Genomic DNA, 25810 nt, shown 5'->3' with positions numbered 1-25810 from the left:
CGCATCGCCGTCCCGCGTCCAGCGGCACGGTAAGCGCAAGGGTCTTTCCAGAACTCCAACCCTTACCAGAAAGATGCTTGCGCAGGTGTTTTGTCATCATCCCACCACCTTGTCACTGCCGGAAGGCAGGTTTTCGACCTAGTGACAGGTGGTGGGATCACGGGTCCGTAACTCAACAGACAGAGTACCCGGCCTTTAACCGGGGAGCTGTGGGTGCAAATCCCACCGGACCCAAAGTGTGAACGCGCCCGTAGCTCAACGGCAGAGCACCGTGCCGATAACGCGGAGATGATGGTTCAACTCCATCCCGGCGCACCACGGGGTGTGGTGTACCTGGCCGAGGACGGCTTGGTACTGCGAAAGGAAGCAGGCCAGGATGGCCTGCATATAACGCTGTAGTGGTCGCATCCATGCTTCGGGAGCACCTGGACAGGGAGTCCTGGTACCACGATAGGAAAGCCCCGCAGGATGCGGGGCGATCAACGTGGCATGTGGACTCGGCTCGATTCCGAGCAGCCCGAAATGAAGACAGGGCGTAGCTCAGGGGACAAGAGCACCCGGCTTGGAACCGGGAGGCCGTGAGTTCGATTCTCACCGCCCTGAAACTTGCGGGACGTAGCTCAGAGATAGAGCACTCGTTCGGGGAGCGAGTGGCCCCAGGTCCGAATCCTAGCGTCCCGCTTGGTGGCATCCGGCCAGTCGCGGGATGGCCAAGCCATCCTGGCGCCGTCCCGAAGTTTATTGAAGTGTGGCCGTGGCCGATGTTGGTAAGGCGCGTGGTTGTGGCCCACGCTCACGCCGGTTCGATTCCGGTCGGCCACCGTAGGTTTGCGCGGCTGTCGGTCAATTGGAGAGGCCACTCCGCTACAGCGGTTATATGCAGCGCCGTCCTGGCGCTGCATCGTCTCGCAGTACCAAGCCATCCTGGCCAGGTACGGACGGAGCAGCGTGTGAGTTCGAATCTCACCAGCCGCAGAGTTTTGGGGGCCGTGGTGTAACGGGAACACGCGACAATGGCATTGTCGATACTGCTGGTTCGATTCCAGTCGGCTCCACGGGACCGTAGTTCAGCGGTGGAACGTTCGCTCGACATGCGAGAGGTCGAAGGTTCGACTCCTTCCGGTCCCAAGTTTGGAGGGGAAAGAGGGGTGCCCCTTTCTTTTCCCCTTCGCGCCCTCGCGGTGCGAAGGGATCGCGCGCCCCGCATTACGGGGCACGTCAGGTTCCGAGCCTGAAGATTGTGGGATCGAGGCCCACCGAGGGCAAGTTTTTGGGACAATCTCGGCATGGGTGCCGTGTACAAACGTAAGAGGCGCTCGTGCGGCCTGTGCAAGCCGCACAAGAAGGGCTTGGCGCCCAAGAAGACACCTCAGCTTCGGGCCGAGGAAGAGGCCATGAAGAAGGAAATTGACGAAGCGACGAGACAGAGGTAGACTCATCGGCATGAAGACACGGATGAACCTGCTGTATAGCACTGCTGGTGCGGACTCCGAGGATTTCGGAGGTGTAGCATCAGCGGCAAATGCGGCTGCCTGTAGAGCAGTTGAGGGAAACCTCTTCGCAGGTTCGAGTCCTGCCGCCTCCACCAAGTTCAGGTCCCACCGGCAAAGACAGGCGTAGTCCCTCTACGCCGACACTTCACTCCTAAAACCAGGTACCGCCCTCGATCCCGAACAGACAGGGGTCCGCCTCCTAAGCGGATGGGTGCGGGTGCAACTCCCGCCGAGGGCTAGTTCAGGCCCCCGTACCGGCTCCGGTTTCTACCCGGAACACCGTAACTGAGAGATACGGGTTCGAATCCTGCCGGGGGCATATTCCCAGGCACTCTGTACCGGCATCGGAGCACGGTCTCTGAAACCGTTGGTTGAAGGTTCGACTCCTTCCCTGGGATCAAGTTAGTTGCCGGGCACTCTGTGTTGGCATCGGAGCCGACGCCTTAAACGTCGTGGTCGTGGGTTCGATTCCCACCCCGGCATTGACTTGGGAGTTCAATCTGGCACAATGAGGGTACGAACATGAACGAGAAGAAGAAAGACCCGTTCTTTACGAACCTGGCCACTGAGCAACCGTGGTCGATGCGGTCCCCTGAAAAGGGACAGAGCCAGGTTCGATTCCTGGAGTGGCCAGGCTCCTTCTCGTTTGTCCTATCAGTGTTGTGGTCCATCGCGGCCACGATACTGCTCACAGTCGGATCGCTCGGCACGCAGACCTTATAGGTCGCGGCGAGCCCCCGAACAAAACACTCGAGGAGCCAACCGTGACCGTGGAATGTTTTCATTTGGTCTGTCCCTGCATTTTGGAGGAGAGGCAATGAACCCCGTGCTACGGGATGAAGTTTTTGGCGTCCGGATTCGAGTCGCGACTCCGAGACGTTTGACACCCGGATGGCGGAACAGCAGACGCGCCTGGCTCAGGCCCAGGTGCCGTAACGGGCGTGGGGGTGCAAATCCCTCTCCGGGTAAGTTTGACGGTTCTTTGACAACGAAAGAGAGAAACCGGCCCCGTGGCGGAACGGAGACGCAGCGGGCTTAAGACCCGCCGGCCGAGAAGGCCGTCCAGGTGCAAGTCCTGGCGGGGCCAAGTTTTGGTGGAGTGGGTGAGTGGTTGAAACCGTCCGTCCTGAAAACGGATTCCGCCGACCGGCGGACGCGGGTCCGAATCCCGCCTCCACCGAATTGTGGTGAGATGGCCGAGCGGTTGAAGGCGCTCCGTTGGAAGCGGAGAACGGGAAATCCGTCGCGGGTTCGATTCCTGCTCTCACCGCCAAGTTTGGAAGGGTGCGATAACGGGTAGTCGGCCCGCCTCGAAAGCGGGTGCGCTCGAAAGGGCGTTGAGGGTCCGAATCCCTCCCCTTCCGCCAATTTGCGCCCCTGTAGCTCAGTCGGCAGAGCACCGCATCGGTAACGTGGCGACCGGAGATCGACGCTCCGTGGGGGCTTGAGTGGGAGTAGCCTAGAAGTCAGGCGCCGGCTTGCCAGGTCGGATCACGCAGGTGCGAATCCTGTCTCCCACAAGTTTGAGCGTGGGTAGGTGAATGGAGAGCCGCCTGTCCTACGCACAGGTCCATGCCGGATCGAGGCCGGCCCCGCGCAAGGTTATGTGGGAGTGGCCGAACGGATCAGGCACCGGCCTTCCAAGCCGGATACGCGGGATCGACCCCCGCCTCCCACACGTTTACGCCGCCGTAGCACAACAAGGGAGTGCATCCGCCCTGTAAGCGGAAAGGTGTCGGATCGACCCCGACCGGCGGCTCAATGCCGGGGTAGCTCAGTCGGCAGAGCACCGCACCCGTAATGCGGAGATGACGGATCGAAACCGTCCCTCGGCTCAGTTTGGGAAGGTAGGCGACTGTCGGTTTGTCGCATCCCCCTGCTAAGGGGAATCCCGCCTGTGATGGGACGGGGGTTCAATTCCCTCAGCTTCCGAAGGTTACGGCGTGTAGCTCAAGGGTTAGAGCGGTTGGCTTATAACCGACTGATGGTGGTCCGAGTCCACCCGCGCCGAGCTAGGGGGTCTGTGGTAACAGGATAGCCGCGCCGTCTCCAAAACGGCTCGTGGGAGTTCGAGTCTCCCGACCCCCGCAGTTTGACAATCGGGAGGAGAGGAGTACCATGAACAGCATGAAGAAACTGGGTCCGAGCAATAGGAACTTTCTGGTGCGTGGTCTGCGCTGGGGAGTACCGCAATTGGCAACGGGCCTGACTGTTAATCAGGAAGTTGTGAGATCGAGACTCACCTCCCCAGCGGAGGCAACGTGATGAAGCATCTATCGAACTGTAGTCTGCGTCCATCTGATCACGGCTTGGCCGAGCAGGTAGGCGTGTGGCTGCAACCCACATCAGGCGGGTGCAACTCCCGCAGCCGTGTCCGGATGGGCGCGGAGTCCTTCTACGAAGATCGCCCGCGAATGCGCGAGCGATAACCTACCACACACCATTCAATCGTCGAGTTTCTGATCGCGGGTTGGAGAAGTAGTATCTCGTGTGGCTCATAACCACGAGATCCCAGGTGCAAATCCTGGACCCGCTACCAGAGGCTCGATGGTCCCACCACCTGCAACGCCACGGAAGCGGCCCGCCCAGGTTGATCAGGACACGTGGTTCTCAGCCATGGGACCTCGGTTCAAATCCGGGCAGGAGCGATGGTCCCGAAGTCGAAGCCGTCGAGACGCCGCCCTGTCAAGGCGGAGAAAGCCGGTTCAAGTCCGGCCGGGACCGGAAGTTCAAGTGACGGTTCTGTCGGGGAAATGAGGCTGAACGAAGCGCCTTCGGATCAGAATTCCTCCGGCAGGCGGTACCGGCTTTCGACGCACCGGTTGAACAGGGGTACGCAGGCGCGTCGGATCAGGCGCTCTTGATGAAGCGTGCAGTGAGTTGGAGGAGCGGCTCCACATTTCCGCCGTCAGCCGCCCTCATGGCTTCCAGATACGATCTGCGGGCGTTGCCGACTTTTACGAGGTTGCTCGATGGCCATTCGGGGAGCGGCTGGCGATGTGCATGGAGATAGATATCCGCCATGAGTCGGGCGTGGCGTCCGTTGCCGTTTTCGAACGCGTGTATCCAGGCCAGTCTATGGTGAATGCGCACGCCTCTTTCGAGGACCGGCATCGACGTTTCCTGCGTATCCCAGAAGTTCACGTCGCCGCACAGTTTCTCCAACTCCTCTCGGATCCGGTACGCTTCGATGCCTATGTTCTTTTCCGTCCGGCGAATTTCGCCCGCCCAGCGCCAAACCTCCCCGTACATGTCGCGGTGTACGCGCAACAGATACGCCACGGTGATCCATCTCCTCTTGGAGCCATGCCGCCGTCGAAGATGCTCCCGGGTTGCGTCAAGGATATTCGCCGATTCCACAACGTTGAGCGCGTCGAGGGTCGCAACGTTTTCCAATAACAGTCCGGAGACATCCGTCAGCGGCGTGGCGCCCTCCGGCTGTCTCAAGGTCGGCTTCATTCCTCCCAGAGCTCCGAAGATGGTTTGATCGAGAGGTTCTTGATCTCGTCTTCAAGAAGCCGCTTCGACATCGCCGATGAAGGCTCCTGGCCCTCAAGCGCCATATTCCCCATCACCTTCGAGAGTCTCTTTCCGGCAACCTTCTCCGCTTGCTTGCGGATCATGCGACTCAACTTGTCGCGCGGGGAGACGAGAACGGCGAGGGTACACTCCAGCGCTTCGGTCACCTTGGTCAGCGTCCTGAGCTCCGCTTGTGAGCCGTCCTTCTCCAAGAGAGCTACGTGTTGCTGCGAGATCCCCGCCCTTCGGGCCAGTTGTTTCTGGGTCATCCCGATCCTCAGACGGATCCACCGGATTTGTCGGCCGACCGGTGCCCTCCGGGCACGGCGAACGAGCGGGTGAGTTTCCAGGCTTGGAAATTGCTCGTCCACCGCAAGATTGAACGGCCGGGAATGTTTTCTCATGCCACAAGCATAACATACTACAGTATGTCAATCAATGCATAAGATACATAATGAAATATGTTCACATACTCAAACTCTGGCGGGGAAACTGGGGGCACTTCTGACACGACCTCACCTTGCGTGCTCTTGTTTGCCTGCGCCGTGAATGGTTGCCTAACGATCCCATCTCCGTTCCGACCGGAGGCTCCGGGACGCATCCATCTCCTGACTGGCCCCGCCAAGTGGGCAACAGAGCGGCGCCAGACCCCGCTCACGAGCACTTTCCGTAGGACGGAACTCCGGGCGCCCCGTGGCATGTGACAGGGGGCGTCCGAATTGCGGTCTGGGGAATCGAATGAACTACCGCTTCACAAGCTTCTTGGCTTTGACGAACGCCCAGAGTTTCTTCGTCATCTCGCTGGGCCTGCACATAAGGAAGGTTATGACGATCTCGATATAACTTTCCGGCCTCCGAAGTCAATCGTCATGCCTCCGAACGGTTTCCTATCTACCATGTGAACCTCCTCTCTCAGCGCGATGCGATGCTCGCGTGTTCGCGACCAGGACGCGCGTTTTTCGCCCCGCTCCGATCATCTCGGTTGCCTTTCTCTCCGCCTGCCCCTTGTCCATGTAGCGCAGGACTTCAAGCCTAAAGCCCCGATCCCGGGTTACCACCAGGTACTGCTCGCCGTTCTGTCCAGCCGATGGCCGGCGGGCCGGGGCACGACGCGCACGTGGTGCGGGCCTGTCCGCCGTCGGAGCGGGAGCACCCACTTTGGCGCGGAACTCCTGATACAGGGCCTTCGCCGTTGCAAACGCGAGTCTGCGCCCGGTGACTGCCTTCACTTTCTTGACAAGATCGTTGATCGACGACGGTCTGAGCGCGGTTAGTGACTTGCGCGCGTACTCACCTGCCAGGATGACCTTGCCCCTGGCTTTCTTTCTCTTTGATTTTGCCACGAATCATCCTCCTTCATTCTATTGCTCTCGCTCCAGCCTCTCCCCATTGGTTATAACCAGGGGTGGAGGCAGATTGCAGAACCCCGCACTTCTAACCTAGTTTGGCAACTGTTGCAATCCGCGCATCGGCCATCTCTCCATCACAGAGGAAGCTTCGCGAGGGTGACGTAGATGTCCCGCATGATCGGGCTGTCCTTAGGTGAGGCGAGCCCGAGATAGGCGTGGACTTCGTCGATAGTTCTCCCCGCCTTCAGAATCCTCACCGCGCAGAAGTGCCTGAGAGATGCCGGCGTGATCCTAGGGCGGACTCCTGCCAGGCGTCCCATCGCCTCTACACGAGCCGAGACCGACGGCGGGGAGAAGGTGCAAACGGGGATCTCGGGGTGGGCCTCTTCCAGGATCGCCTCAATCACCACCGCGTAGTCCCTCGGAATCCGCGCGACTCGAACCTTCCTCGGACTGGACGCCGGGACGGTGATTTCAACGTGGAGCGGATGTCGCACGTTTACATGCTTTGGCAGGAGCGCCAGGACCTCCTCCCGCTTGAGGCCCCCTTCAGCGAACAGGAGGAGCAGGAGAAGATCGTGGGGGTCAACCGCCGCGGTCTCCAGGAGTTTGTCCACCTCTTTGATGGATGGGATCTCCGGGAGCTTGATCTGCGCACGGGGGAAGATGAGCCGTTGGCCCGGATCCTCCCTCATAAACTCGTTTTCCCTCGCCCACCGGAAGAAGTGCCGGAGGGCCGCGGCGTTCAGCTCCACCGTCTTGTCAGCGCCGTCTCCGTATCGGACCCGGGCAATGTACGCCTCGATCGTCCGGACCGAGTAGGCGTTGAGTCGCCGGCCGGCCCCGGCATCCCGAACGAACGATCGAAGGATCCTCAGATAGCTGGCCACGGTGTGATGGCTCTTCTTCGAAGCAATCAGGTGGTCCCGATAGAAAGGCAGCAGATCCGGAAGGGTCGGATCCAGCGGGGCTTCCGTCGGAAAGAGCGCAGCCTGCGCGAACGTTTTCACCCTTCGGGAGGCTCCCCGGAATCTGCCGGCCGGCTTCCCCGGGCCAAGTTCCTCCGATCCGTTTCCCCCGGTCCGAGCCCCTTCAGGAGATATCCGTACAACCCATCGAGAGTGAGTCGGTTGTCCAGGGCAAGGAAAACGAACGGGATCAGATGGTGGGCAACGTGCTCATTGCACCACAAGGCAAGGGCCTTCCGGTCGCCCTGCGGGGCGCGCGCGAGCTGCGCATAAGCCTCGTTGCGGAGATCCAGGGCCTTCCGTCGCCACTTCTCGAAGTCCGCCTCCACCGGTCCTCGGTACTCCTCCGGCACGCCCGCCAACATGATGTCGGACTTCCCGTCACGCAGGGCTTCCAGCACCCTGCGATCGCTGTACCCCGAGACGAACCGGTGGACTCTCAAGTATTCGGGGCTCTTCACCTTGACCAGCGTGCCGTCGCGGAACTCCAGCACGAACCCTTCATCCATCCAATCGAGGGTCTTCGCATGCGACGTGCAGGCATCGAGAGAAGCGAACGCATGGACCCTCGGTGTGGGCAGACCCCGCGCCTTCGCAAAGCGGAAGAGCTCGGCGTGGGGAAGAAGAGTTTCGGAGATCCGGTGGCGCATCCCCACGAGATACAGGCCCTCGGCCAAACCTTTCTTACGATAGTCGATGATGTTATCGAGACCCCGAACCCGATAGGCGATGATCTCGAAAATCAGAGTGTAGGCCTCGACGAGATTGGTGTCCTGCACGGAGGCCGGAATGCGCTCCGAGGACCATAGGGCCTGCGTCGAGTCGAAACTCCCCCGAGTCGTGATGTGGAAGCGTCCTGAGGCCTCGTCGTAGAAGAGGATGCCCATCGATCCGTCCAGTTTTTCCGTGGCGGTGAAGGTGCCCAGTTCAAGGAGGCGGTTGACCGCCGTTTCAGGCTTTTCCCCGAGATTGAAGAACTTGTGGAAGGGAAAGGCCAAGAGGCGCTTCCTCTCCAAGTCGACAACGATGCCGCGGCAACGCCGGTTGAAGAGGTCCCACGGGATCTTTTCGATCTGCACGAGGGTGCCATATTCCAGAAGTCTGAGGTGGGGAAACCGCGGAGAGGTCGCCACCCGGACGCCGCGCGCCCGGCCGTGCTCCCGAAGGGTCGTCTCGTCAAAGAGGTTGTGCTCCGCGAAGTATCCGGCAAGCGTTTGCATGGGACTATTGTAAGGGAGTGAGGCGTGGTCATTTACCTGGGGCGGGCCCGATTACGCCGACATGACATAGTGAGACCCTCCCCGCCCCCGCGAAAATCCGAATGAGGAAAAGGCGAGAAAGCGGAGCGTCTCACTATGTCGGGCGGGGAGAAAACTCCTGCACGTCCGTCCTCTCACCACCGAGCCCAGGCCAAAGATTCGGAATTGGGCTGGGCCACCATTCGCCAAACATTTCAGGCATTGGCTCTTGGGATGGGCAGCCGGTGTCTCCGGATCCGAGTTCCCACAAGGAAAGGATCCTTCAGTTCGCGCCCCATAGCTCTTGCTCCGCCTCCACCGGCTCACCCTGAGCCGGTCGGTCGAGTGTCCAGCGATACCGCAATTTGTTCTCCGTGAATTTGCTGCGTTTTCGACACGCGAGTGTGGCACGTATTTGCGACTCAGGGGGGAAGCGCGAGGAGGTGGCTGTGGAAGCACCCGGTGGCGTTCGGGACCGGGGGGAAATCGTGAGTTTGGGAATCGGGATGATAACCGACATCTGCTGGGCTCCAAGGTTGATTTTCCGGTTCGAGTGCGATGACGGAGTCCGACTGGAACCCGAACAGATCGATCGTCTCATTGAGTGCCATGACGATGACCCGTTGATATGTGTGAACGACAGCCTAATTGGGGCCTGCCGGGGTCCTTCCCTCACCATCGATCACGCGCGACGGTTGGTAATCGACACGTTTAGCGCGGGTCCTGAACCCGTGTATGTGTTCCGTGTCGACAACGGCAACCCGCGCATCGGGAGACTCCTGAGAGCGCACAAGGATGGGGAGCGTGTTGCACTCTCGATGGTCTTCGGTTTCGACAGAATTCTGAGTGATGCCTATTGCGCCAGCGAAACGCTCCTGGGATATGGGGCAAGCGAGGACGCTCTGAATTCAGAAGTCGAGGAGTGATTGCACACGCTGATCTACAGGCATCTCCCGCGTCGCAGGCTGCGGTCGTGTAACGTCCCGCTACGCGACGCCGGCCACTGTGAGTACTTCCGTTCGAACACGGGGACCTATTGTCCAGGATGCCCGGAGAAGCGGTCCCAAACTGCCGTGGAAACCCTATGGCTCAGCATGCACTAAGCCAATGGCGGCTTCGACCTTATCAGCTCGAAGCCGTGGATGTTGCGCTCCGGCTGCACGAAGTCGGGAAGACCGTGGTCCTTGTGATGCCGCCCGGCGCCGGCAAGACCGACGTCGGCGCGTCGATCCTTACGCTCGCCTGTGAGAAGGCCGGCCCCTATGGGTCTGTCCTCGCTCATCAGGATGTGCTCTTTCGGCAGTGGGCGGAAAAACTGCACGAGGTGACCCGCATGCGGCACGGTGCCTCCGGCCACAGGGTGAGCTTCTCACCGCAAGTCAACGTGAGTCGCGGCGAGGACATTGCGATAGCGAGTGTGTTTGCTCAGAAGCCTCCAGGGGGCCTCGCACCGGAATCTTTCCATACGGTCGTGATGGATGAAGGGCACCATATGCTGGCCCATAGTTTCCGCAGGTGGCGTGATGTGTATAAGGAATCGTTTCTTGTGCTCCTTACCGCTACACCGGTCCGAGGTGATGGGGTCTGCCTCACTGAGTTCGGTCCAATTGTGTCTTACCTGGGCCTGCGAGAGCTCATCGAGATGGGGCATCTGGTCGACGGCCGTTTCTACGGTCGCAATACATTCATGGATGTCTCAGAAGTAAGCGTCGGCCAGGAAGGAGATTTTCATCCGGGAAATCTTGGGCAGAAGGTTGATGTTGACTGGCGGAATCAAATGGCTCTCGAGGCGTACCTGGAGTGGGGAGAAGATGAGCAGGCCATCGCGTTTTGCGCGGATATCGTGCACGCAGAGTCGGTGGCCGAGCGGTTCCGGAGGGAGCGACTGGCGGCTCGCGCAATCCACAGCAAGCTCAGCCGAAAGGAAAGGCTGGAGATCTTGGAGGCGTTTCGGGAGGGGGCAATCCAAGTCTTGGTGACGTGTGGGTTGCTGGCCGAAGGGTTTGATTGTCCGCAGGTGCGTTGTGTTCTCCTTCTGCGACCCTTCACGGAATTCTCAGCGCGTGTCCTCATGCTTCAGCAGGTCGGCCGCACCCTGCGCACTTGGCCGGGGAAAGCCTACGCGATCGTGATTCAGCTCATCGACCAACGCCATAGCCGGAGCTGCCCGAAGGTGCCTATGCACTTTACCGGGGAAGATGGAGATTTCCCGAACGGACAGCTGATGGCCGAGCATGCCGCCAACCTTGAGAACGCGCGGCGCGCGAGAACGCGTCAGGCGCTCCATCACACGCTCGTAAGGTTGATCAATCGATATGAGCCACCTTCGTTCAGCGAGCCACACGAGGAGTGGCGTATCAGCGACGTCTTGGACCGCGTCACCGGCCTCCCATTTCTGAAACTTCCTGGTGGGGCAGTCTTCTTGAGCTTGGTCGGTGGGAGCACGGTTTCCATCGCCCAACACGGGAGCATCTTCTGTGCGGTCTTGGAGACGGAGAACGGAATCCGAAAGACTCTGACGGTCGCGGGATCTCAAGACGAGACCATAAAAGCCCTCGAGAGGCTGCTGCCCCTGCACGTCGATCGTGATTTGATCGAAGTTTCGAATGCCAGGGCCAAATGGAGGCGGAGTCCGGACCCGATGACGGATCGTCAGGTGGGCCTTCTATCGAGGCTTTCGACCATTTCCGCCGGCGAGCTCCGGAAGGCCAAGCTTTCCAAGGGCCAAGCTGAGCGGTACATCTCCAGCTTCATGGCTCTTCGCCCGAAACCAGCTTGCCGATTGCGATAGGTCCTCTCGACAGCCGTCACGCTTTAGGCGTCTGTTTCCAAAATGTCAGGACGGACCGTCTTCGAGCCGCATTCGATCAATCCCAGGGATTCAATACTTCAGCGCCGCCCGGTCCGGCCTCGACCGAGGTATCCGAGATACGTTTCCGTCGGCTCGTGAATGAACTCCCGGCGTCCGTTCTTGGGATTCTCCTTGAGGAGGGCTCCGTCGAGCTTCAGACGATCGAGAATCCCGTCAGCGGAAGGCGTCATGGGAGCGTCGTCGGCCCCATGGCCTCCGTTCCCGTCGGCTTGTTCCATAGCGAAGCCGTCCTTCTTCTCTCTTCTTCCTAGAGCAGGATCTCTTTCCAACTCCGTCTCTGGGGCCAAGCCCCGCGTCGATCCCTTGGCCTAGGAGCTTTTTGCCTATTTTTCCTCCATCTGTAGAGCCCGCCGCACAAGATACGGATGACGAGCGTGCAGGTCGAGGATCTCCTGGCGCTTCATCACCGGGCAGAAGAAGCAGGAGCTTTTCTGGGGGCAGGCTCAGTCTCTCCTCGCGGATTCGGGCAATGCAGTCGGAGCGCGTCAGGCCCCGCTCGATGAGCGGTTACCAATGCGCGTATTTCGGATCCCCCATTTTCGTAACGCGTGATGTCGCGCACATTGCGCGTTACGACAGTCAGATGATGGACAACGGCGGCGGCGTCCGCCTCAGGCCGTTCATCCGCCTGAAGCAGGTTGAGACCCGGTAGGTCCTTCGCGTCTCGGATGCGTCGAAACCGATCGCCCTGATGCACCGTTTCCCCTGCCTCCAGGTCTCCCGTGCCAGCGTCCAGTGGTTGACGAACTTGTCTTGAGGCCAAATCCTGAACTCGTGGCCGCACGAATGCCGCCGTACGCGAGCGACGGAAGCTGCCCGAGTCTCAGGCAGTGGTCTTCCAGGCCGTGCAGGCTACAAGCGCTCGATCTCTTGGGAGAGGATCTTGGGGAGTTGCTTGATGACCGCCCAATGGGTCCGCGGCAGGAATTCTTTCAGTTCCCTTGCGGCCGCTCTGAGGTTGATCTCCCGTGCCAGGCGGAGCAACTTCTCCTTCCGGGCGACGATCTTTTTGATTCCGAGGCGCTCGCGGATCACGAAATAGAGGTCGAAGAAGTCCCGCGGCTCCTGTCGCCGGAGCAAGGCTTCGATCTTCTCCTGGACCATCTGGTCCATTGAAAGGGCGGTGACCGTGTACGGTGTCCAGAGAGGGGTTGTGACGAGGACGGTCTCGTGCGCGGGGGAGACTCTCCCGCCTCGGAGGGAGACATTCCATTCGATTTGAACGGGCCAGTCGTGGACGCGCGTCTCCGTCAGCGCCAACCACCCTCCCGAGGTCGGGTTCGACTCGACCGTCTTGAAGTTGAGCCCCGCCCGCCCGGCTTCCTTGGCCGCTTGCTTGATCCACTCTCCTATGTGAAACGGCCTGGCCCAGGCCGTGAAGTCCAGATCCTCCGAAAATCGCGGGCTGCGTCTCAGGAGGTGGAGAGCCGTCCCGCCCTTGAACGCGAGCTTCGAGTCCGCGCCCCTGATCTGGAAAAGAGCGCACAGGAGCACGTGCTGGACGAATTCCCGCGCCACGTTGGACTCGGGAGTCTGCCAGCGGTCACTCAGTTCGGTGATCTGAGACTGTGAGATCATGCTTGAACCACCGCAGGAAGCGGGCGTTTCCAAACGCCTCCAGACTGTTCATCAGGTCGCGCCGGCTGACGGCTTTCAGCCGGAGTCGGGTGTTGAGACGCGCCTTCTTGAGAAACACGAAGTAAAGGTAGTCGGCGAGGGCCTTGGACTTCTCGGCGATGAGCACGGGCTGCCCTTCGATCTCCACGTTGCGGTATCCCGTGAAGACACGGCGCGTGACGGTTCGGAAGAGATAGCGCGTACCGAGGACCTCGAACTCGCGGGTACTTTTCGTGCCGACGGAGGTGACGGAGTAGACGGTTTCGGGGATGATCCCGTAGTACGAGAGGGCCGACTCAAGGGAGATGTAAGAGGGTTGATAGAGCCGGTTGGCGAGCGCCCACTTGGGCGGGAGCCGGCCTTCAACCGCATAGAGGCCGCGCTTGAGACGTTTGAGAAGGCCGCGGCGGGTGTACCGGATGAGCATGAACTTCGCCGACATGGCCGTTGTCCCCGTGACGGCGCGGAATTCGCGATCGGTGAACGCTCGCAGGCCGGACCGGGCCACGATCTTGTCAATCTCCATCCATTTCATGACAGTAGCACTCTTGCTATCTGAGTAGAATGGCATCGCACCGGGGATTCGTCAAGGGCGACGAGGGGACCATCGGAGACCATTGCACGCAGAACGGGCAAGGTCGAATCTTGAATGGGCACAAGGTGATCGCGTTGGAGCTTGGAAATGTACTACAGACTTGATCCCCCATCCTCGGGTTTCACCCTCACGATGAACATCCCCGTCGAGTCCTGTCCGACTCCCCGACCGACGTCGCGCTCCCGGCGTTGGCGGCCGTCATCAGGCCATGAGACCCTATCCCGGGCACGCCCAGCCGCAATGATCGGGAGCCCAGCAAGCCGACAAGCGAGTTCCTGGACCACAAACACCCAGGAGAGGATGGCCAAGGTCCGCGAGGGTCCGGGATCTACCCGGAGATAGACTCGAACAGTCCGTCGGATCTCAGGCTTTTGCCCGGCGACGCGTCAGGGCTTCCTTGGGCAGTTTCCCCCTGATAATCTTCCGAACGTGTCGCGCCGTCCGCACCGCCCGACGGGCCTCCTTCAGGCCGATGGGCTCATAGTCCCCTGGATACCGCATCACAGTGGCGTACTCGGTGAGCCTGTCCTGGTCTCCTGGACTCAGAGGGATTGCAAGTTCCGGAGGCAGAAGTGCGACGATCCGTTTGAGGTCATGTACTTTCGGGAAATCGATTCCGCGATGGGTGAGGAACGCCTTGAGGTACTTCTCCACACATTGCTGAACATGGAAGCAAACGGTGTCGGTCGGACAGTCGTCTTCGAACTTCAGCGTCAGAGTCGCGTTCTTGAGATCATTCTCGGCCTTTTGAACCCAAGCGCCCACGATCTCAAGCAGTGCATCAGGATCGGGCATAGAGAAGCTTTCCCTCCTTGAGTGCCACCCGCGGGATCGTGGCCGGGATGTCTTTCCAGCTTTCCATTTCGTTCGGGGTGACAACCACTACGTCAACGGCCATGGGTATGTCATGCAACGCGCCGCGAATGGCCAAGCGCTTCTCCCGCTTGGACCCTTCCACGGGCATGACCACAAGCAGGTCCGCATCGCTGTCCTTTCTCTCGCTCCCTCGCGCACGAGATCCGAACAGGTAGACCTGTTCCGGACGGAACTGCGCGACGATCCGGCGAACCATTTTGCGGATATTTCCGTTTACAGATTGGCTTTTCCTCTTCATCGCTCCTTTCCCAAGGATACTCCGGTCACGGGGGAATGTCATCGCTCCCGCCGCGGGCGGATCGCCATCCACCCGCGGCAACATCGTGCCGATTTCGCGTGCCGCATCCGCATCGGTGAGGAACTGCCTGATGATCCGCCCCCGAGCGCTGTAGGCCCACACCGATACGTACCTCTTGCCCGACTGGGTTTGGACGGAGGCGATTTCGTAGGCACGTCCTCCGGATCAAACGACGCCGAAGGCGCCCACCATCGTCAAGCTGCGGCGCGGTGACCGCGCTCCTCCACGGCATCTTACGAACCATGCCTCTGACCGCCTGCGGTCCACAAAATGAGCATCCCCGTCGAGTCCTGTCCGACTCCCCGACCGACGTCGCGCTCCCGGGGTTGGCGGCCGTCATCAGGCCATGAGACCCGATCCCGGCACGCCCAGCCGTAATGATCGGGAGCCCAGCAAGCCAGCAAACGAGTTTCTGGACCACACGCACCCAGGAGAAGATGGCCAAGGTCCGCTCGGGCCGCTAGATCAAGCCTCCTGCGCTTGGACTAAAAATAAACTTTATCATTATTCCTATACCTGAGATACCTATACATAATAATATGTACACATGTCAGACAATACCGGTCTAGCCCGAACCGAGGCCCCGTTCACCCTGCCCAAAGGCTTCATGGCGACCTTCGTGCGCCTCTCACAATCAAATCCCGACATGATCGAGTCGCTTCACAATGTCCTCCGATCGATTCCCTCCTGTCCACACCGTCCCGCCGACCCCCTCTATGGACTTGTCCATCTTCAGCACGCCGCTTCCGTCCTACGACAGGTGATCGAGCCGTCCGGAGAATCGGCGGCCAGCGGACGGAAGGTGTTTGCCGTCCTGCGCAAGCTGTCTCCACTGTGGCCCCAGATCACCGAAGTTCCGGAACTCTCTCGCGATCCCATCCGATACTTTCTTCACCAGGTCACGCGCGCTCACGCAGCAACCAAGAAACGCCCCCCCGCGTTGCGGACGCTCTTGCCAATCTGCACGGGTGCACTCGAACAAGCCTTGGTACACTGGCCCCAGAGGGCGGACGTTCAACGCGATGAGGTCCAGCGCCTGCCGTACGTGCTTGCAATGTTCATTCACTTCTTCCCGACCTCGCGCCTCGCCGGAGAGAGGGTCATCGGCCAAGTCGCCTATCAAGATATCTTCGAGGCTTTCCGGGCCTATCGATTGTCACAAAGGGGAATCAAGCTTGAGCACACGGCGTTGCAGTATGCCGAAAGCGTGGCCAAGGCCCTCTCCATCAAGAAGTCCGCATTTGCGCGGCAAAGAATCTGCACGTCGGACCAGTGGCCTGAACTCGCTCGGTATTGCGGTCGATCGGCAAGTGGCAGTCCAATTCGAGTGATGGCCCTCATGCCTTCCGAGGCGGACGGCTCCCGGCGGGCTCTCCTGGCATGCCCGGAGCAAATAGCGGATGACCCTTCGCATCCTCTCGAGGAGGCTGAGTGGATTCAGCCGAAAGGATTGTCCTTCAATTGGAGCCGGTCCGCACCGAGATCCGACTGGTATCCCCAGATCTGGGACGGAACCGCGCTCACTCCGAATGAACTCACCCGGCTGGTGATACGGATCTGCCGCGCGGGCGACGTAGGGCGGGAAATCAGACCTTGGTACTTCCTGGGCCTCGCGGCTTTTACCGGCATCCCGGAGAGTCGCCTGATGAAAGCGACCATATGGAATGGTCCGCCCGCGGTGATCGAAGAATGGCTGCGGAAGAAAGAACCCATGTTGGCAAGTCGTACCGATGACTGGGTGGTCATTTGTCCCAAAGCCGGAATCATCTGGCTGCGGGCCCCTGAATCGGGAGCTGCCGGGGTTTCCCCGCACGCTAGCCCTCCTTTGAATACGGTCCGTGTCCCCCTGCCCCGAATTTTAGGCCCACTGGCCAACGCCTTGTGGCGGGGATCGGAATCATCTCCCCCGCCGGGAGGGCCTTTTCTTCAGCGGCGGAACGGAAAACCTATTCCGGAAGCAGAAGTTCTCCAGTGGCTTCAGATCGCTGGAAGAACAATCTCTCCGCTTCCCCCGGGACTCACATTCGCGAGGCTCCGCAGGACGCTCAAGACGTACGCCCGAAACGCCGGCTATTCACCTCTGCTCACTGCGGTGTCCTCCGGATCTCCCAATTATCACGAACGCGTCCTCCTCCACTACGTCTCCTACCCGACTCGCTCGTTCTGGGAAAGATTTTCAACGCTCCAGTCAAGAATGATCGAGCTTGTTGGCCAAGTGATCCCCCCAGCCGACCAGATCCCCCTCGCAACGGATCCCGTTCCCCCACCCTCCTTCCTTATCGATGGCCAATATGGAGCCATGTTCACCGTGGATACGGCACGTCTGAAGCGCACGCTGGAAGCCGCATGGCGGACGCTCTCCGCGGTCGCAGCCGAATCCGACCGATTCAACCTGCTCACGATGCTCACAGCCGGTGTCGTGCTGGCTGGGACGGGGATCCGTGAGAAGGTTGAGCTGGGGAACCTCAATGTCAGCAGGTTCGACCCCGCGACGGCCCTCCTCCGCATCCAAGGTAAACAGAGTTCATTCTTTCGGGAGGCGCGCGAAGTCCCCCTCGGGAAATCCGTCACCCGGTGGTTGTCCCGTTACCTGGATTCTCCCGTGTACCGCCGGTTCGCACGGGGTCGACGTCACATTTTTCACGTCCATGTGGACGGCGGACCGCGACCCATCCGTTTTGGCGATTTGGACCGCCTGATTTGCAGGTATGGGTTGCACGACGACTGGAAGGCGTGTGCTCCATCGCATCTCCGGCATTGGCTTAGAACTCAGCTCGAATTGGAGGGGGTCCGCTCCGAAGCCGTCAATGACGCCTTCGGCCACACGACGGAAACGACCACCGTCTATCACCGGTTGAGCTCGGAGAGCATCCCAATTCTCCAGTCAGAATTTCGAGAGTCTACAGACCGGATTCTCGCCCGCGTACTGCCGAAGGATCCTTCTTTCGCATGACATCGCCCGGTCCAAGGTCCGAGGTTCGCGAGAAAATCGCGCTCGCCCTCTCCGAGCTCGCCTTTGATTCCACCGGTGAAGCGCCTACGGAAAAGGAACGGCCCGAAGCCCGTCTGATCGAGGACATCCTTGCTTCCTGGCTGGCGAAGCACCCCCAAGCCCCGACCGCGTTTGATCTGCCGGATCTCCAGGAGGCTCAGGAGAAAATTCGGCAAAGATTTCCGGCACGGAGTCAAGCCAGCCGGCGGTACAAGGCCGAGTCACTTCTGTTTCACACGCTCTTCCAGTCCGCCGCTGAGGGCAGAATCTCGATTCGGATTCCCCTCGCCCACGGGAAACCCCAGCGTGAGGCCGTCTTCGACCCTCTCGACCGAGCGCTTGTCCCGGCGAGCCGGTGGCGAACATGGCAAAACCTGCTTCTCGATCGCATGCTCGGATACCATGATGCTGATGAGTTGCGTTTGCAGGCGCTCTCAAGTCTACAGCTCTTCGGCGGGCCGTGCGGCGAAGAGTTTTTCCAGATCGTGAGCGGAATTGTTCCCGCGCGGGACTACGATCCCCGATCAGGCCTGCTTGCATATCGGCGCCAGGGAGCCACATGGCTCCGCTGGTCGTGCCATCCCATGCAGCGCATCGCCTTGCTGAGGGCGCTTCGTTCCTCCCCCAATCGGCCGATTGGAGAGTCGGTCTCCCCAGAAGGATACCTCAAGTGGCTCGCTTTCATGGGTAAGGCGCGGCCAAGAACCGTCTCTCAGACCCGGTCGAGCGAAATCCGCTATCTCATCGAGGTCTATCCACCCTGGATGGTCTCGGCGCTATCGGGTCTTGTCGAGATCGCAAAGCCTTCCAGATTGAAGCCGGACGTCCCCAGGCCGGCGAGTTGGGCCTCTCCACCCGAAAAGCCCGAGCTCGCGATCCGACAAGACTTGAGCCTGGCAAGGCGGCGGCACCTCCAGGGTCGATACAGCCTGGACGCCGCCCGCAGCTTCCAATCCGCCTGCCAAGACCTCCTCCGGTCCCCAGTCCTTCGACAGACGAAAGCCGGCCCGCTCGCCACGCCTTCCAACGGGGGACGGCTTTTCAATCTGTGGGCCCTCATTGCCGCAGCCCGGTCGCAGGCCGAACACACGACCAGTGGAGCCACGCTTGCCACACTCATCTCCACGGGCGCGGCCCTTCTGGACTGGCTTGGCGGCCTTCCCATTTGTCAGCTCAACTCACCACCGGGGAAGAACCGGGTTGGGACATCAAAGTGGAATGACGCGGAGGTGTACGGCTGGACGCTTTCACTCATGTGGTCGGCAGCCGGCTGCACGGGAAAAGTTCCAAAACTTCGCGGCAACCCTTCCCCAATCTTGGGACCGGAGAGGCTCATTCCAACGCAGCAGGACGTCGAACGGCTCATCAAGCAAGCCGGATCCGTTGGGACTGTTCCGGCGGAAACCCTCCGCACGCTGACGGCCCTCTGCGCCCTTACTCTTCGAAAGCGAGAAGCCGCTCGTCAGCGGGCAACCGGTGTCGATTCTTGGGGTTGGCCGGAGATGTGGGTCGAGGGTACGAAAACCCGCCGGTCCCGGAGACGCGTGCCTCTGTACCAACCGTTCATGAGCACTCCGGCGTCGATCGTCCTCGCGTGCGCCGTAAAGCGAGGGAAAGAACTCGAGAAATCGCTCGTGCAGGATGGCATCGACCGCTCGATTGCCCTTGAGGGACCCACCTCCTCCCAATGGGAAGGCCCGCCCATCCTCCCTTCCAGGCTGACCTTGCATGACCTTGATCGAGCGCTCGCCAAGCTGTCTCGGACCGTCTTGGCTCGCAGGTTGACCGCGCACGACTTGCGGGCTTCGGCCATCTGCCAGGCGATCCTCGCCGGCATGCCCCTGGAGGCCGCCTCCAAGCTCGCCGGTCACGCTGAGCTGGCTTTGACGCTCTCGTTCTATGTTCACGTTTTTCCGATTGCCCAGGAAAGGGCGCTTTCCACACATCTGGATAGTCCCACAGGCCAGATTTGGCTCCCGGTGCGGCAGGTAGCTCCCCTCCTTGGCGTTTCCGTCCAGGCCGCCCACCGGATGTACCGGGAACCCCATCTGCATGTGACGAAGACCCCGCCGCCTGGATGCACCATGAAGGATACCAGACGCAGACAGCGGTTCGTCGAGGCCGGGGCCGTTGTCCAACATCTGGCGCGGCGCGTGTTGCACATCCGCAGAAGAAGGAATCATGGAAACACTGCGGAAAATCTGTTCGCAGACGATGGCGGTAAATGAGACAGACTTCGGGTGGTAGACTCATCCCATGAGAAACATTCGAGACGCCGCCCTCAAGACCGCGTGCCGTTTGTTCGGCATCCCCGCCATGACCATGTCGGAACTCCGGCGGAAACTCCGCGATCTCTCGCCGACAGAGCGATCCCTCCTCCGGCACGCCAGGGAAACCGCCGCCGATTTCCTGCTCTTTTGGATCGCCGCCTTTGAACTCATCTGGAGCACTTATCTGATGCGGAATGGCGTCGAGATCCCGCCTCTTGTCCGGGGCGGTTCGTGGATTGTATTTCTCTTGCTCACCTTCATACTGTCCGCATCCGCCTACCGATTCTTCCAGGCGGTGGAGGACGCCCTCGAGGAGGACCCTGATGAAGAGCAATGAGCACGGGGCCAGAGCGGGTGAGATCCCGAGACGATAGCTTCGATGTCCCTCTACCGCCGGGCCGGACTCGCGTACGTGGTGGAGTCCCTGTTCGTAATCGCCCTGCTACCCACAGTGCAGGCGGCCGCATCCGCCAAAGCCGGCGACTACAAACCTCTCCGACGGCTCTCGGCGGTTGGCATCCTGCTGCTCGCCTTCTCCAGGGGCGGTCACCCCGAACGCCTGCTTTCTTGGGCCGGACGAACCTGCCATCTCCAGAGCCTCTGGCTCCTGGCCCAGCACGGACAGGCCGCCGCCTTCACGTTTTGGATGGGCGTGTTCACGACGGTCTACTGCCTCCTGGCCGATCCCGATTGCAGCCGGCTCCAATCAGGCCTTAGCCGAGTCTGCCGGTGGCCGGAAACCCTTTTTGAACGGTTGCCGAAAATCCACGCCGTCCTCGTTCGGATGCCGGATCTCCTTATGGCCGTCCGCAGGCCGGCCCAGACCCGATCGGTCCGGCTCGCGTTCGCACTGACCTCTCTGGCCACGCTCCTCGTCTACGCGGCCTGGCTGGAGCAGATCCTGGAGCCCGGAAACGCCGTCCTCAGTCCCAGTCGCTATGCGCCCCTCCTTCTCGGTGAGTTCGCGGCTTCTATCTACTCGGGCGCTCGGATCAATCTCCTTGAACATTCTTTTCCCACCGCGCTCAATCTCCTCATTGCCATCCCCGCCTGGATCGTGATCGCTCTCGTTCCGGTAAGGGCGATCTTCGTGTCAGGAGGATTCTGGGAGATTCTGTCTCCTGCCGCCGCCCTCCCCCAACCCGCAGCTGCCGTTCAGAAAGACCAAGATCCGTTCGCGCGGCCCTCCGGCCCCAATCCGGAACTGGAGATCCGGATCGTCCAAACCGACTGAGATGGTCCGGCAACCTGACACCGAGGCCGGAGACCCTTTCGAGGCGTATCTCATGGGGCCCGAAGGGCGAAGGGAGAGATTCCTATTCCTGGAGAAGTACCTTCTTGAGGTGGCTTGGAACGATCTGGATGCCCATACCAAGCTCCGACTCCAGTCCGTCGCTCTAAATCGCCGAATCGCGCTCGTCAGGGAGATCAAACGGAACGACGGAAATCCTTCATGGTCATGGAATCCCGGTGAGCCTCTGGACGAAAAGGACGACGTGGCCCAGACCTTCATGGGAACCGGGACGTGGAGCATCTTCCTCCCCGAAGTCATGTCAGAGGAGCTCGCTGGAGTGTCGTTCACGGAGGAGAGTATCGAGGTGATCGAGAAACGATTCGAGATCGACAGCCGGGCTGCCGTTCGGAATCGGCGCGAGGCCGGAGTCCCCTGGTGGCTACCGGCCGAGGCCTGGCTCGAAGGACCTTCGCGAAACCGGCCGTCCGCCTGACCCGCCCCCGGATCGGGACCATAACCCATACTGTAGTATTCTGTACTAAGATATGGTATATGGTAGGATGCAGGCAATGGGAGAGAGACAGTGATCCGATGAATCAGGGAAAGGAGAGGCCATGAGACAACTGGTATTGCAGATGGACGAAGCCGCACTTGAACCGGAAGGATCCGCGACGACATCAGGAGAGGCAGGACCGGGCATGACCCTTGCTCAACTCGCAAAACTCTTCTCGGTCACGCCGGCCGCCGTGCTCAAGACCGAACGCAAGGCCCTTGCGAAACTCAGAATCGCCGTCCAACGTGAGAAGGCTGAGACCCGAAAGCCATGCCCCGTGGGTGAAATCGTTCAGGGTCTCCGTTCCATCATTCTGCTCCTGGCGACCACGGAGGTGGACCAAGCCGACGACGACAAACTGCTGAGTCGGGCGAGGACCAAGCTGTGGCTGGCGCTGGATTGCATGTTGAAGGGTGGATCGACAGCGGAAGATCCTTTTGTTCTCTTGCGCACGATACGCGACAACGTACTCGCACACGATTCGGACTTGAGCCGCGCTGTCCTCCCGTGGATCGGATCGGCGCTGGCCGACCTGGCCCGTGCACAGATCGGACGATCGAACGGACAGAGCCTCCCCCGCGAGCCGGCGCTTCCGCGGGCGACCGCACAGCAGGTTTGAGCGCAGCGCAAGGGCTCGGCACTCCAAAGATCGCACGTCTCTCCTTGGCCCTTCGAAAATCTCAGGTGCCGGGAGCCGGCGACTGAATTTCACAACCAATCTACTCCCCCCGTCCGGCCGGCACTTCTTTGAACACCCCCTGATGGGGTGATAGGTTCATCGCGTGCTGGTTGCCATCCACGAAGGAGAACGAACTGCCGCCCGGGCGGCGAGCCGGGGAGATCACTACCAATGTCCCGTGTGCTCCGAATTGGTGATCCTCCGGAAAGGCACGGTTCGAGTCCCCCACTTTGCACACAAGGCCCATTCCACCTGCGTCAATCACGGCAAGACTCCGCGCCACTATCAGATGCAGGAGACGGTCCACGAACACCTCGCCAAGGATCCCGACAACCGATCCGTGCAGATGGAACGCTTCTTCCCCAAAATCATGAGAGTGGCCGATGTCTACTTCGAGCGATCGGGATACCCGTACGTGGTGGAATGCCAGGTCTCTCCCATCGATCCGAGGGAGATCCGGGCGCGGGAGACCGACTACGCGAAGGCGGGTGCAAAGATCATCTGGATCCTGGACGGAGGGGAACGGTTCTCGACCGGAGGACGGCACTTCCTGCTCCGGAGAGGTTGGGGTTTCTCGCTGAGTCCCGGAGAGAGATACCTCCAGAAGCACGCGCCCGGACGGCTGCTATACGCCTTCTCAGGCGAAAGTAGCACTTTCTGGGAGATTCTGTTCCCGGAGAACGCCCTCGCCCCCACCTCCGCCAGACCGGTGACCACGCTCGCGCCTGCGGCGCACGCCTATCAGCTGGCCGTCGAAGGCACGTCCGCGGCCACGGCGCTCGCCGAGCCGACCCCGGCCTACTCTGAGTTAGATTCGCTTCTCAAGGAAGCCGGCCGATCGGCGGATCCAAAAATCCAAGAGGTGGTCCAACGGCTCCGGGACCACTGGCGAATGGAAGACGGCCCCCACCCGCTCGACTTCCGCTGGCGCGATTTCTTGGAATTCAAGATCGGAAAGGAGAGCGTCCCTCTCATGAAGGGAGTCCACGGTGGATCGGCAGTCCAGATACTCTGGAGGGCGGCGGCGTTCCACCGATTCGTCCACGCCTCGAAACCCTTCGCGGTGCTGGCTATTCAGCGGTTCCTGAATAAACACTTCAAAGTGAATCTCGCCTTCCTCCGGCGGGACATCGAAGGCTGGCTCCAGCTACTTGCAAGGGAAAACGTTATCGCTCCGGTCGACCGCGCGAAGGGGCTCTGGAAGTTTCGGGTCCAATCGGAACGGAAGCCGCACGCCTGAGGTCAGGTCCTACCCCGCCCCGGCGGCGATCAACAAAGAACATCGAGTTATTCGTAAACCCGAACTGAACACTTTGCAGGTTGAGGTCAAGGAGTCGATCAGGAATCTCGGCCGCGAGACCATCACCGAGCGTGTGCCAACGCCGTTCGCGTTGACGTTCTTCGGAATGGCCCCTCAATCCTCGGTTCCTCGTCAAACCGGCTGGCCAAGTTGGGCGCTGACCACCATGGCAAGTTGTATGGCATGAACTTCGAGGGCTTCGTCAAGATTCGAACCCGAGCATCAGGCGGGCGAGGCGCAATCACGGTCCGTTCCGATCCCGCCACCGCCCCAGACATGCGAGCATAATAGCCTGTCAATGCATCAGCGAAAGACCTGACCCCCGGCATGCTGCATGAACGAGCATGTTCTCGGCGTCGTAACGGTATCGAGTAGGGGTCAGGGCACAGGGGTTAGGGGTCGGGCACTTCGGAGTCTTGGAAATCATGTTGCCGTTCATGTCCCACTCGTATTTGAACTGGTCGTCTTCCAAGAGGCGGTTGGCAGCGTCATACTTGTGCAGGCGTTCCTGTTCCGTGGGTGTCAGGCGGGCCAATCGGTTGCCCACGGGGTCGTACTGGAACTCCTCGTCTTTGAACGGATAGCCATTTGGATAATCGGCCTTGGTGAGCCGGTAGAGGGGATCGTATGTGTATTGGTGCAAGCCGTCGAGCGTCTTCATGCTCGTCCTGTTCCCTACCTTATCATACGCGTACTCAAACGTGGAAAGGGCCGGGCCGCTCGATCGCAAGTGTCGAACATAAGATTGTCAAGATATACATGTCTACGTCGAAAATGCTCTTCCACACGCAACATCTTGTAGGCCACGATGAACCCGCTACAAGATCATTTTCATCGTTCGCGGGTGGCCAGCCGGCCATGACGACTGACCCCATGGTCCCTTTGGGAAAAACCAGGTCCGGGCAAGACCTTCGTCACCACTTGCTCGATCTGACCCGATTCATTTCTCTATTCGTGTGGGGGCACTTCGCTTCGTCTAGACAACTTCCACCGAAACCACGCTATCGCTACACCGGCCAGCAGAAACAACGCGAAGGCAACAAAGTCAGCCAACATGTCTGAATACTTGCCGGCAACGTCAGGCACAGGCTTGAATATCCTGAAGCCGATGTAGGCAAAGAATACCAGCCCCGGAAGCGATAGCATCAGCAGCATCGTAACCACAACTCTGCGCCGCAAAGGCGAAGAGGGCATGCGAAGATCACTCCATTTCAGACGCGATAGAAACAACAGTGCCGCGACCAGAAGTACCCAGCCACCAATATCGTTGGGAATCCGCCACATGCCGCTAGGGGCACATCAGTTCGCACAATGACTCAGAGACAACTGTGCATATCAGGCCGGCTGCGGCTCCTCCTGCGCCTCCTGCCGCCGCCCTACCGCCCGCGAAAGCGGACATGTCCGCCAGTAAGCATAGGGCCGGACAGTACAATCTTGGCATGCCCATATCGTGCGGGATGTTGGGATCCTCCGCTTCCGGTGACGGCGGCCCGGGTGGGGGTAGAGGCTCGCGTGAAGTGGATGGTGGTACCTGCGGCCAAGGAAAATCGCCAGATGTCGGTTGAGCACCGCCGGGAGGTCTATTTCCTTCGCCCCCCAAGAGTCCCCATGGATCAGTAAGACTTAGCGGGTTGTTAAATACGTACGTGTATGAGTTCAGACCCGCCCGAAGCAGACGAAACAGTGGTGATGTCAGGTTCCCTGCGAACATCGCCTCCAAGGAGAATTGAACGGGAACGCGCCAACTGGCTATCGAGATGGGGTCTCTCTGCAAGAATCTCCCTGCACTTGGATCATAGTAGCGCCTTCGGAAATACTGAAGCCCTGTTTGAGGGTCAAATTCGCGACCCGTGTACAATGTTCTGTCCCGGAGCTTATGTCCCAGGTCCCCCTGGGGTAAATGGGTTACAGTTTTCGGTCCCATGGGAGGTCATTTCATGGCCTCTGGCAATCATAG

The 25810-nt window shown here is 60.2% G+C and carries 24 protein-coding genes and 27 tRNA genes; 38 read left to right on the top strand and 13 right to left on the bottom strand.

Annotation, left to right across the window (positions count from 1 at the left end):
* The first annotated feature begins 161 nt into the window (after positions 1 to 161).
* From HYT87_20045 to HYT87_19910, 28 genes are all read left to right on the top strand, one after another.
* Positions 162 to 234: transfer RNA gene (locus HYT87_20045), tRNA-Lys, on the top strand.
* A gap of 10 nt (positions 235 to 244) precedes the next feature.
* Positions 245 to 318, top strand: a tRNA-Ile gene (locus HYT87_20040).
* Between the two features lie 211 nt (positions 319 to 529).
* Positions 530 to 603 (top strand) — tRNA-Pro (locus HYT87_20035).
* A 6-nt stretch (positions 604 to 609) separates the two neighbouring features.
* Positions 610 to 681 (top strand) — tRNA-Pro (locus tag HYT87_20030).
* A gap of 67 nt (positions 682 to 748) precedes the next feature.
* Positions 749 to 822 (top strand) — tRNA-His (locus tag HYT87_20025).
* 10 nt (positions 823 to 832) lie between these two features.
* Positions 833 to 975: transfer RNA gene (locus HYT87_20020), tRNA-OTHER, on the top strand.
* Between the two features lie 8 nt (positions 976 to 983).
* Positions 984 to 1055, top strand: a tRNA-Ala gene (locus HYT87_20015).
* Between the two features lies 1 nt (position 1056).
* Positions 1057 to 1128, top strand: a tRNA-Val gene (locus tag HYT87_20010).
* 158 nt (positions 1129 to 1286) lie between these two features.
* Positions 1287 to 1433: a hypothetical protein gene (locus tag HYT87_20005; GenBank protein MBI2062012.1), complete on the top strand. Its 147-nt coding sequence runs from the start codon at positions 1287 to 1289 to the stop codon at positions 1431 to 1433.
* 67 nt (positions 1434 to 1500) lie between these two features.
* Positions 1501 to 1588: transfer RNA gene (locus tag HYT87_20000), tRNA-Tyr, on the top strand.
* A gap of 227 nt (positions 1589 to 1815) precedes the next feature.
* Positions 1816 to 1891: transfer RNA gene (locus HYT87_19995), tRNA-Gln, on the top strand.
* A gap of 162 nt (positions 1892 to 2053) precedes the next feature.
* Positions 2054 to 2126, top strand: a tRNA-Phe gene (locus HYT87_19990).
* Positions 2127 to 2378: 252 nt separating this feature from the next.
* A tRNA-Leu gene (locus HYT87_19985) sits at positions 2379 to 2461 on the top strand.
* A gap of 36 nt (positions 2462 to 2497) precedes the next feature.
* A tRNA-Leu gene (locus HYT87_19980) sits at positions 2498 to 2580 on the top strand.
* Between the two features lie 6 nt (positions 2581 to 2586).
* A tRNA-Ser gene (locus HYT87_19975) sits at positions 2587 to 2673 on the top strand.
* Between the two features lie 6 nt (positions 2674 to 2679).
* Positions 2680 to 2766 (top strand) — tRNA-Ser (locus HYT87_19970).
* 5 nt (positions 2767 to 2771) lie between these two features.
* Positions 2772 to 2860, top strand: a tRNA-Ser gene (locus HYT87_19965).
* 6 nt (positions 2861 to 2866) lie between these two features.
* Positions 2867 to 2938 (top strand) — tRNA-Thr (locus HYT87_19960).
* A gap of 3 nt (positions 2939 to 2941) precedes the next feature.
* A tRNA-Gly gene (locus HYT87_19955) sits at positions 2942 to 3013 on the top strand.
* Between the two features lie 86 nt (positions 3014 to 3099).
* Positions 3100 to 3171 (top strand) — tRNA-Gly (locus HYT87_19950).
* Positions 3172 to 3178: 7 nt separating this feature from the next.
* A tRNA-Thr gene (locus HYT87_19945) sits at positions 3179 to 3252 on the top strand.
* Positions 3253 to 3256: 4 nt separating this feature from the next.
* A tRNA-Thr gene (locus tag HYT87_19940) sits at positions 3257 to 3328 on the top strand.
* A 7-nt stretch (positions 3329 to 3335) separates the two neighbouring features.
* Positions 3336 to 3425: transfer RNA gene (locus tag HYT87_19935), tRNA-Ser, on the top strand.
* A 7-nt stretch (positions 3426 to 3432) separates the two neighbouring features.
* Positions 3433 to 3504, top strand: a tRNA-Ile gene (locus tag HYT87_19930).
* Between the two features lie 4 nt (positions 3505 to 3508).
* A tRNA-Trp gene (locus HYT87_19925) sits at positions 3509 to 3581 on the top strand.
* A 90-nt stretch (positions 3582 to 3671) separates the two neighbouring features.
* A tRNA-Asn gene (locus HYT87_19920) sits at positions 3672 to 3744 on the top strand.
* A 213-nt stretch (positions 3745 to 3957) separates the two neighbouring features.
* Positions 3958 to 4032: transfer RNA gene (locus HYT87_19915), tRNA-Met, on the top strand.
* A gap of 111 nt (positions 4033 to 4143) precedes the next feature.
* Positions 4144 to 4217 (top strand) — tRNA-Asp (locus tag HYT87_19910).
* A 126-nt stretch (positions 4218 to 4343) separates the two neighbouring features.
* Here HYT87_19910 and HYT87_19905 read toward each other — a convergent pair.
* The 5 genes from HYT87_19905 to HYT87_19885 all read right to left on the bottom strand — a co-directional run bounded on the left by HYT87_19905 (position 4344) and on the right by HYT87_19885 (position 8549).
* The gene (locus HYT87_19905) at positions 4344 to 4940 is read right to left on the bottom strand and encodes a mobile mystery protein B (GenBank protein MBI2062011.1); all 597 of its coding nucleotides are present in this window, start codon (positions 4938 to 4940) and stop codon (positions 4344 to 4346) included.
* An 8-nt stretch (positions 4941 to 4948) separates the two neighbouring features.
* On the bottom strand, positions 4949 to 5416 hold the full coding sequence (locus HYT87_19900; GenBank protein ID MBI2062010.1) for a helix-turn-helix domain-containing protein: 468 nt from the start codon (positions 5414 to 5416) through the stop codon (positions 4949 to 4951).
* 483 nt (positions 5417 to 5899) lie between these two features.
* Positions 5900 to 6355: a hypothetical protein gene (locus HYT87_19895; protein MBI2062009.1), complete on the bottom strand. Its 456-nt coding sequence runs from the start codon at positions 6353 to 6355 to the stop codon at positions 5900 to 5902.
* A gap of 140 nt (positions 6356 to 6495) precedes the next feature.
* Complete coding sequence (locus HYT87_19890) at positions 6496 to 7371, bottom strand: site-specific integrase (protein ID MBI2062008.1); 876 nt, start codon at positions 7369 to 7371, stop codon at positions 6496 to 6498.
* The gene (locus HYT87_19885; protein ID MBI2062007.1) at positions 7368 to 8549 is read right to left on the bottom strand and encodes a T4 RnlA family RNA ligase; all 1182 of its coding nucleotides are present in this window, start codon (positions 8547 to 8549) and stop codon (positions 7368 to 7370) included. The genes HYT87_19890 and HYT87_19885 overlap by 4 nt, the downstream gene beginning before the upstream one ends.
* Before the next feature lie 467 nt (positions 8550 to 9016).
* Between HYT87_19885 and HYT87_19880 the strand changes: the two genes are divergently transcribed.
* Positions 9017 to 9493, top strand: a complete 477-nt coding sequence (locus HYT87_19880; protein MBI2062006.1) for a hypothetical protein — start codon at positions 9017 to 9019, stop codon at positions 9491 to 9493.
* A 158-nt stretch (positions 9494 to 9651) separates the two neighbouring features.
* A complete protein-coding gene (locus HYT87_19875) occupies positions 9652 to 11358 on the top strand; it encodes a DEAD/DEAH box helicase (protein ID MBI2062005.1) in 1707 nt (568 codons plus the stop codon).
* A gap of 98 nt (positions 11359 to 11456) precedes the next feature.
* On the opposite strand, the gene HYT87_19870 is transcribed toward HYT87_19875, so the two are convergent.
* On the bottom strand, positions 11457 to 11657 hold the full coding sequence (locus HYT87_19870) for a hypothetical protein (GenBank protein ID MBI2062004.1): 201 nt from the start codon (positions 11655 to 11657) through the stop codon (positions 11457 to 11459).
* 281 nt (positions 11658 to 11938) lie between these two features.
* Between HYT87_19870 and HYT87_19865 the strand changes: the two genes are divergently transcribed.
* A complete protein-coding gene (locus HYT87_19865) occupies positions 11939 to 12091 on the top strand; it encodes a hypothetical protein (protein MBI2062003.1) in 153 nt (50 codons plus the stop codon).
* A 200-nt stretch (positions 12092 to 12291) separates the two neighbouring features.
* Here HYT87_19865 and HYT87_19860 read toward each other — a convergent pair whose 3' ends face one another.
* The 4 genes from HYT87_19860 to HYT87_19845 all read right to left on the bottom strand — a co-directional run bounded on the left by HYT87_19860 (position 12292) and on the right by HYT87_19845 (position 14927).
* Positions 12292 to 13017, bottom strand: a complete 726-nt coding sequence (locus HYT87_19860) for a nucleotidyl transferase AbiEii/AbiGii toxin family protein (GenBank protein ID MBI2062002.1) — start codon at positions 13015 to 13017, stop codon at positions 12292 to 12294.
* Positions 12983 to 13591 (bottom strand): type IV toxin-antitoxin system AbiEi family antitoxin domain-containing protein, encoded by a 609-nt coding sequence (locus HYT87_19855; protein MBI2062001.1) that lies wholly within the window; start codon positions 13589 to 13591, stop codon positions 12983 to 12985. Before HYT87_19855 ends, HYT87_19860 begins: the two co-directional genes overlap by 35 nt.
* A gap of 423 nt (positions 13592 to 14014) precedes the next feature.
* On the bottom strand, positions 14015 to 14446 hold the full coding sequence (locus HYT87_19850) for a HEPN domain-containing protein (GenBank protein ID MBI2062000.1): 432 nt from the start codon (positions 14444 to 14446) through the stop codon (positions 14015 to 14017).
* Complete coding sequence (locus HYT87_19845) at positions 14433 to 14927, bottom strand: nucleotidyltransferase domain-containing protein (GenBank protein MBI2061999.1); 495 nt, start codon at positions 14925 to 14927, stop codon at positions 14433 to 14435. The genes HYT87_19850 and HYT87_19845 overlap by 14 nt, the downstream gene beginning before the upstream one ends.
* 445 nt (positions 14928 to 15372) lie before the next feature.
* Between HYT87_19845 and HYT87_19840 the strand changes: the two genes are divergently transcribed.
* The 7 genes from HYT87_19840 (at position 15373) to HYT87_19810 (ending at position 23793) form a co-directional block, all read left to right on the top strand.
* Positions 15373 to 17778 (top strand): site-specific integrase, encoded by a 2406-nt coding sequence (locus tag HYT87_19840; GenBank protein MBI2061998.1) that lies wholly within the window; start codon positions 15373 to 15375, stop codon positions 17776 to 17778.
* Positions 17775 to 20045 carry a tyrosine-type recombinase/integrase gene (locus tag HYT87_19835; protein MBI2061997.1) on the top strand — a complete coding sequence of 757 codons (2271 nt, stop codon included), beginning with the start codon at positions 17775 to 17777 and terminating at the stop codon, positions 20043 to 20045. Before HYT87_19840 ends, HYT87_19835 begins: the two co-directional genes overlap by 4 nt.
* A gap of 28 nt (positions 20046 to 20073) precedes the next feature.
* Positions 20074 to 20424 (top strand): hypothetical protein, encoded by a 351-nt coding sequence (locus HYT87_19830; protein ID MBI2061996.1) that lies wholly within the window; start codon positions 20074 to 20076, stop codon positions 20422 to 20424.
* A gap of 42 nt (positions 20425 to 20466) precedes the next feature.
* Positions 20467 to 21321: a hypothetical protein gene (locus tag HYT87_19825; protein ID MBI2061995.1), complete on the top strand. Its 855-nt coding sequence runs from the start codon at positions 20467 to 20469 to the stop codon at positions 21319 to 21321.
* A 1-nt stretch (position 21322) separates the two neighbouring features.
* Entirely contained in the window at positions 21323 to 21814 is a 492-nt protein-coding gene (locus HYT87_19820; GenBank protein ID MBI2061994.1) for a hypothetical protein, read from the top strand.
* A gap of 121 nt (positions 21815 to 21935) precedes the next feature.
* Positions 21936 to 22493, top strand: a complete 558-nt coding sequence (locus tag HYT87_19815; GenBank protein ID MBI2061993.1) for a hypothetical protein — start codon at positions 21936 to 21938, stop codon at positions 22491 to 22493.
* Between the two features lie 163 nt (positions 22494 to 22656).
* Complete coding sequence (locus HYT87_19810; protein MBI2061992.1) at positions 22657 to 23793, top strand: hypothetical protein; 1137 nt, start codon at positions 22657 to 22659, stop codon at positions 23791 to 23793.
* A gap of 355 nt (positions 23794 to 24148) precedes the next feature.
* Here the strand turns inward: HYT87_19810 and HYT87_19805 are convergent, their stop codons facing one another.
* The 3 genes from HYT87_19805 to HYT87_19795 form a co-directional block, all read right to left on the bottom strand.
* Complete coding sequence (locus HYT87_19805) at positions 24149 to 24514, bottom strand: hypothetical protein (GenBank protein MBI2061991.1); 366 nt, start codon at positions 24512 to 24514, stop codon at positions 24149 to 24151.
* A gap of 287 nt (positions 24515 to 24801) precedes the next feature.
* Positions 24802 to 25137 (bottom strand): hypothetical protein, encoded by a 336-nt coding sequence (locus HYT87_19800; GenBank protein MBI2061990.1) that lies wholly within the window; start codon positions 25135 to 25137, stop codon positions 24802 to 24804.
* A gap of 4 nt (positions 25138 to 25141) precedes the next feature.
* The gene (locus HYT87_19795; GenBank protein MBI2061989.1) at positions 25142 to 25777 is read right to left on the bottom strand and encodes an RHS repeat-associated core domain-containing protein; all 636 of its coding nucleotides are present in this window, start codon (positions 25775 to 25777) and stop codon (positions 25142 to 25144) included.
* Between the last annotated feature and the right edge of the window lie 33 nt (positions 25778 to 25810).

The sequence above is a fragment of the Nitrospirota bacterium genome (genome assembly GCA_016180645.1).
Classification (GTDB): Bacteria; JACPQY01; JACPQY01; order JACPQY01; family JACPQY01; genus JACPAV01.
Note: the sequence above shows the minus strand (reverse complement) of the source record. Positions and strands in the feature narration are given on the sequence as shown.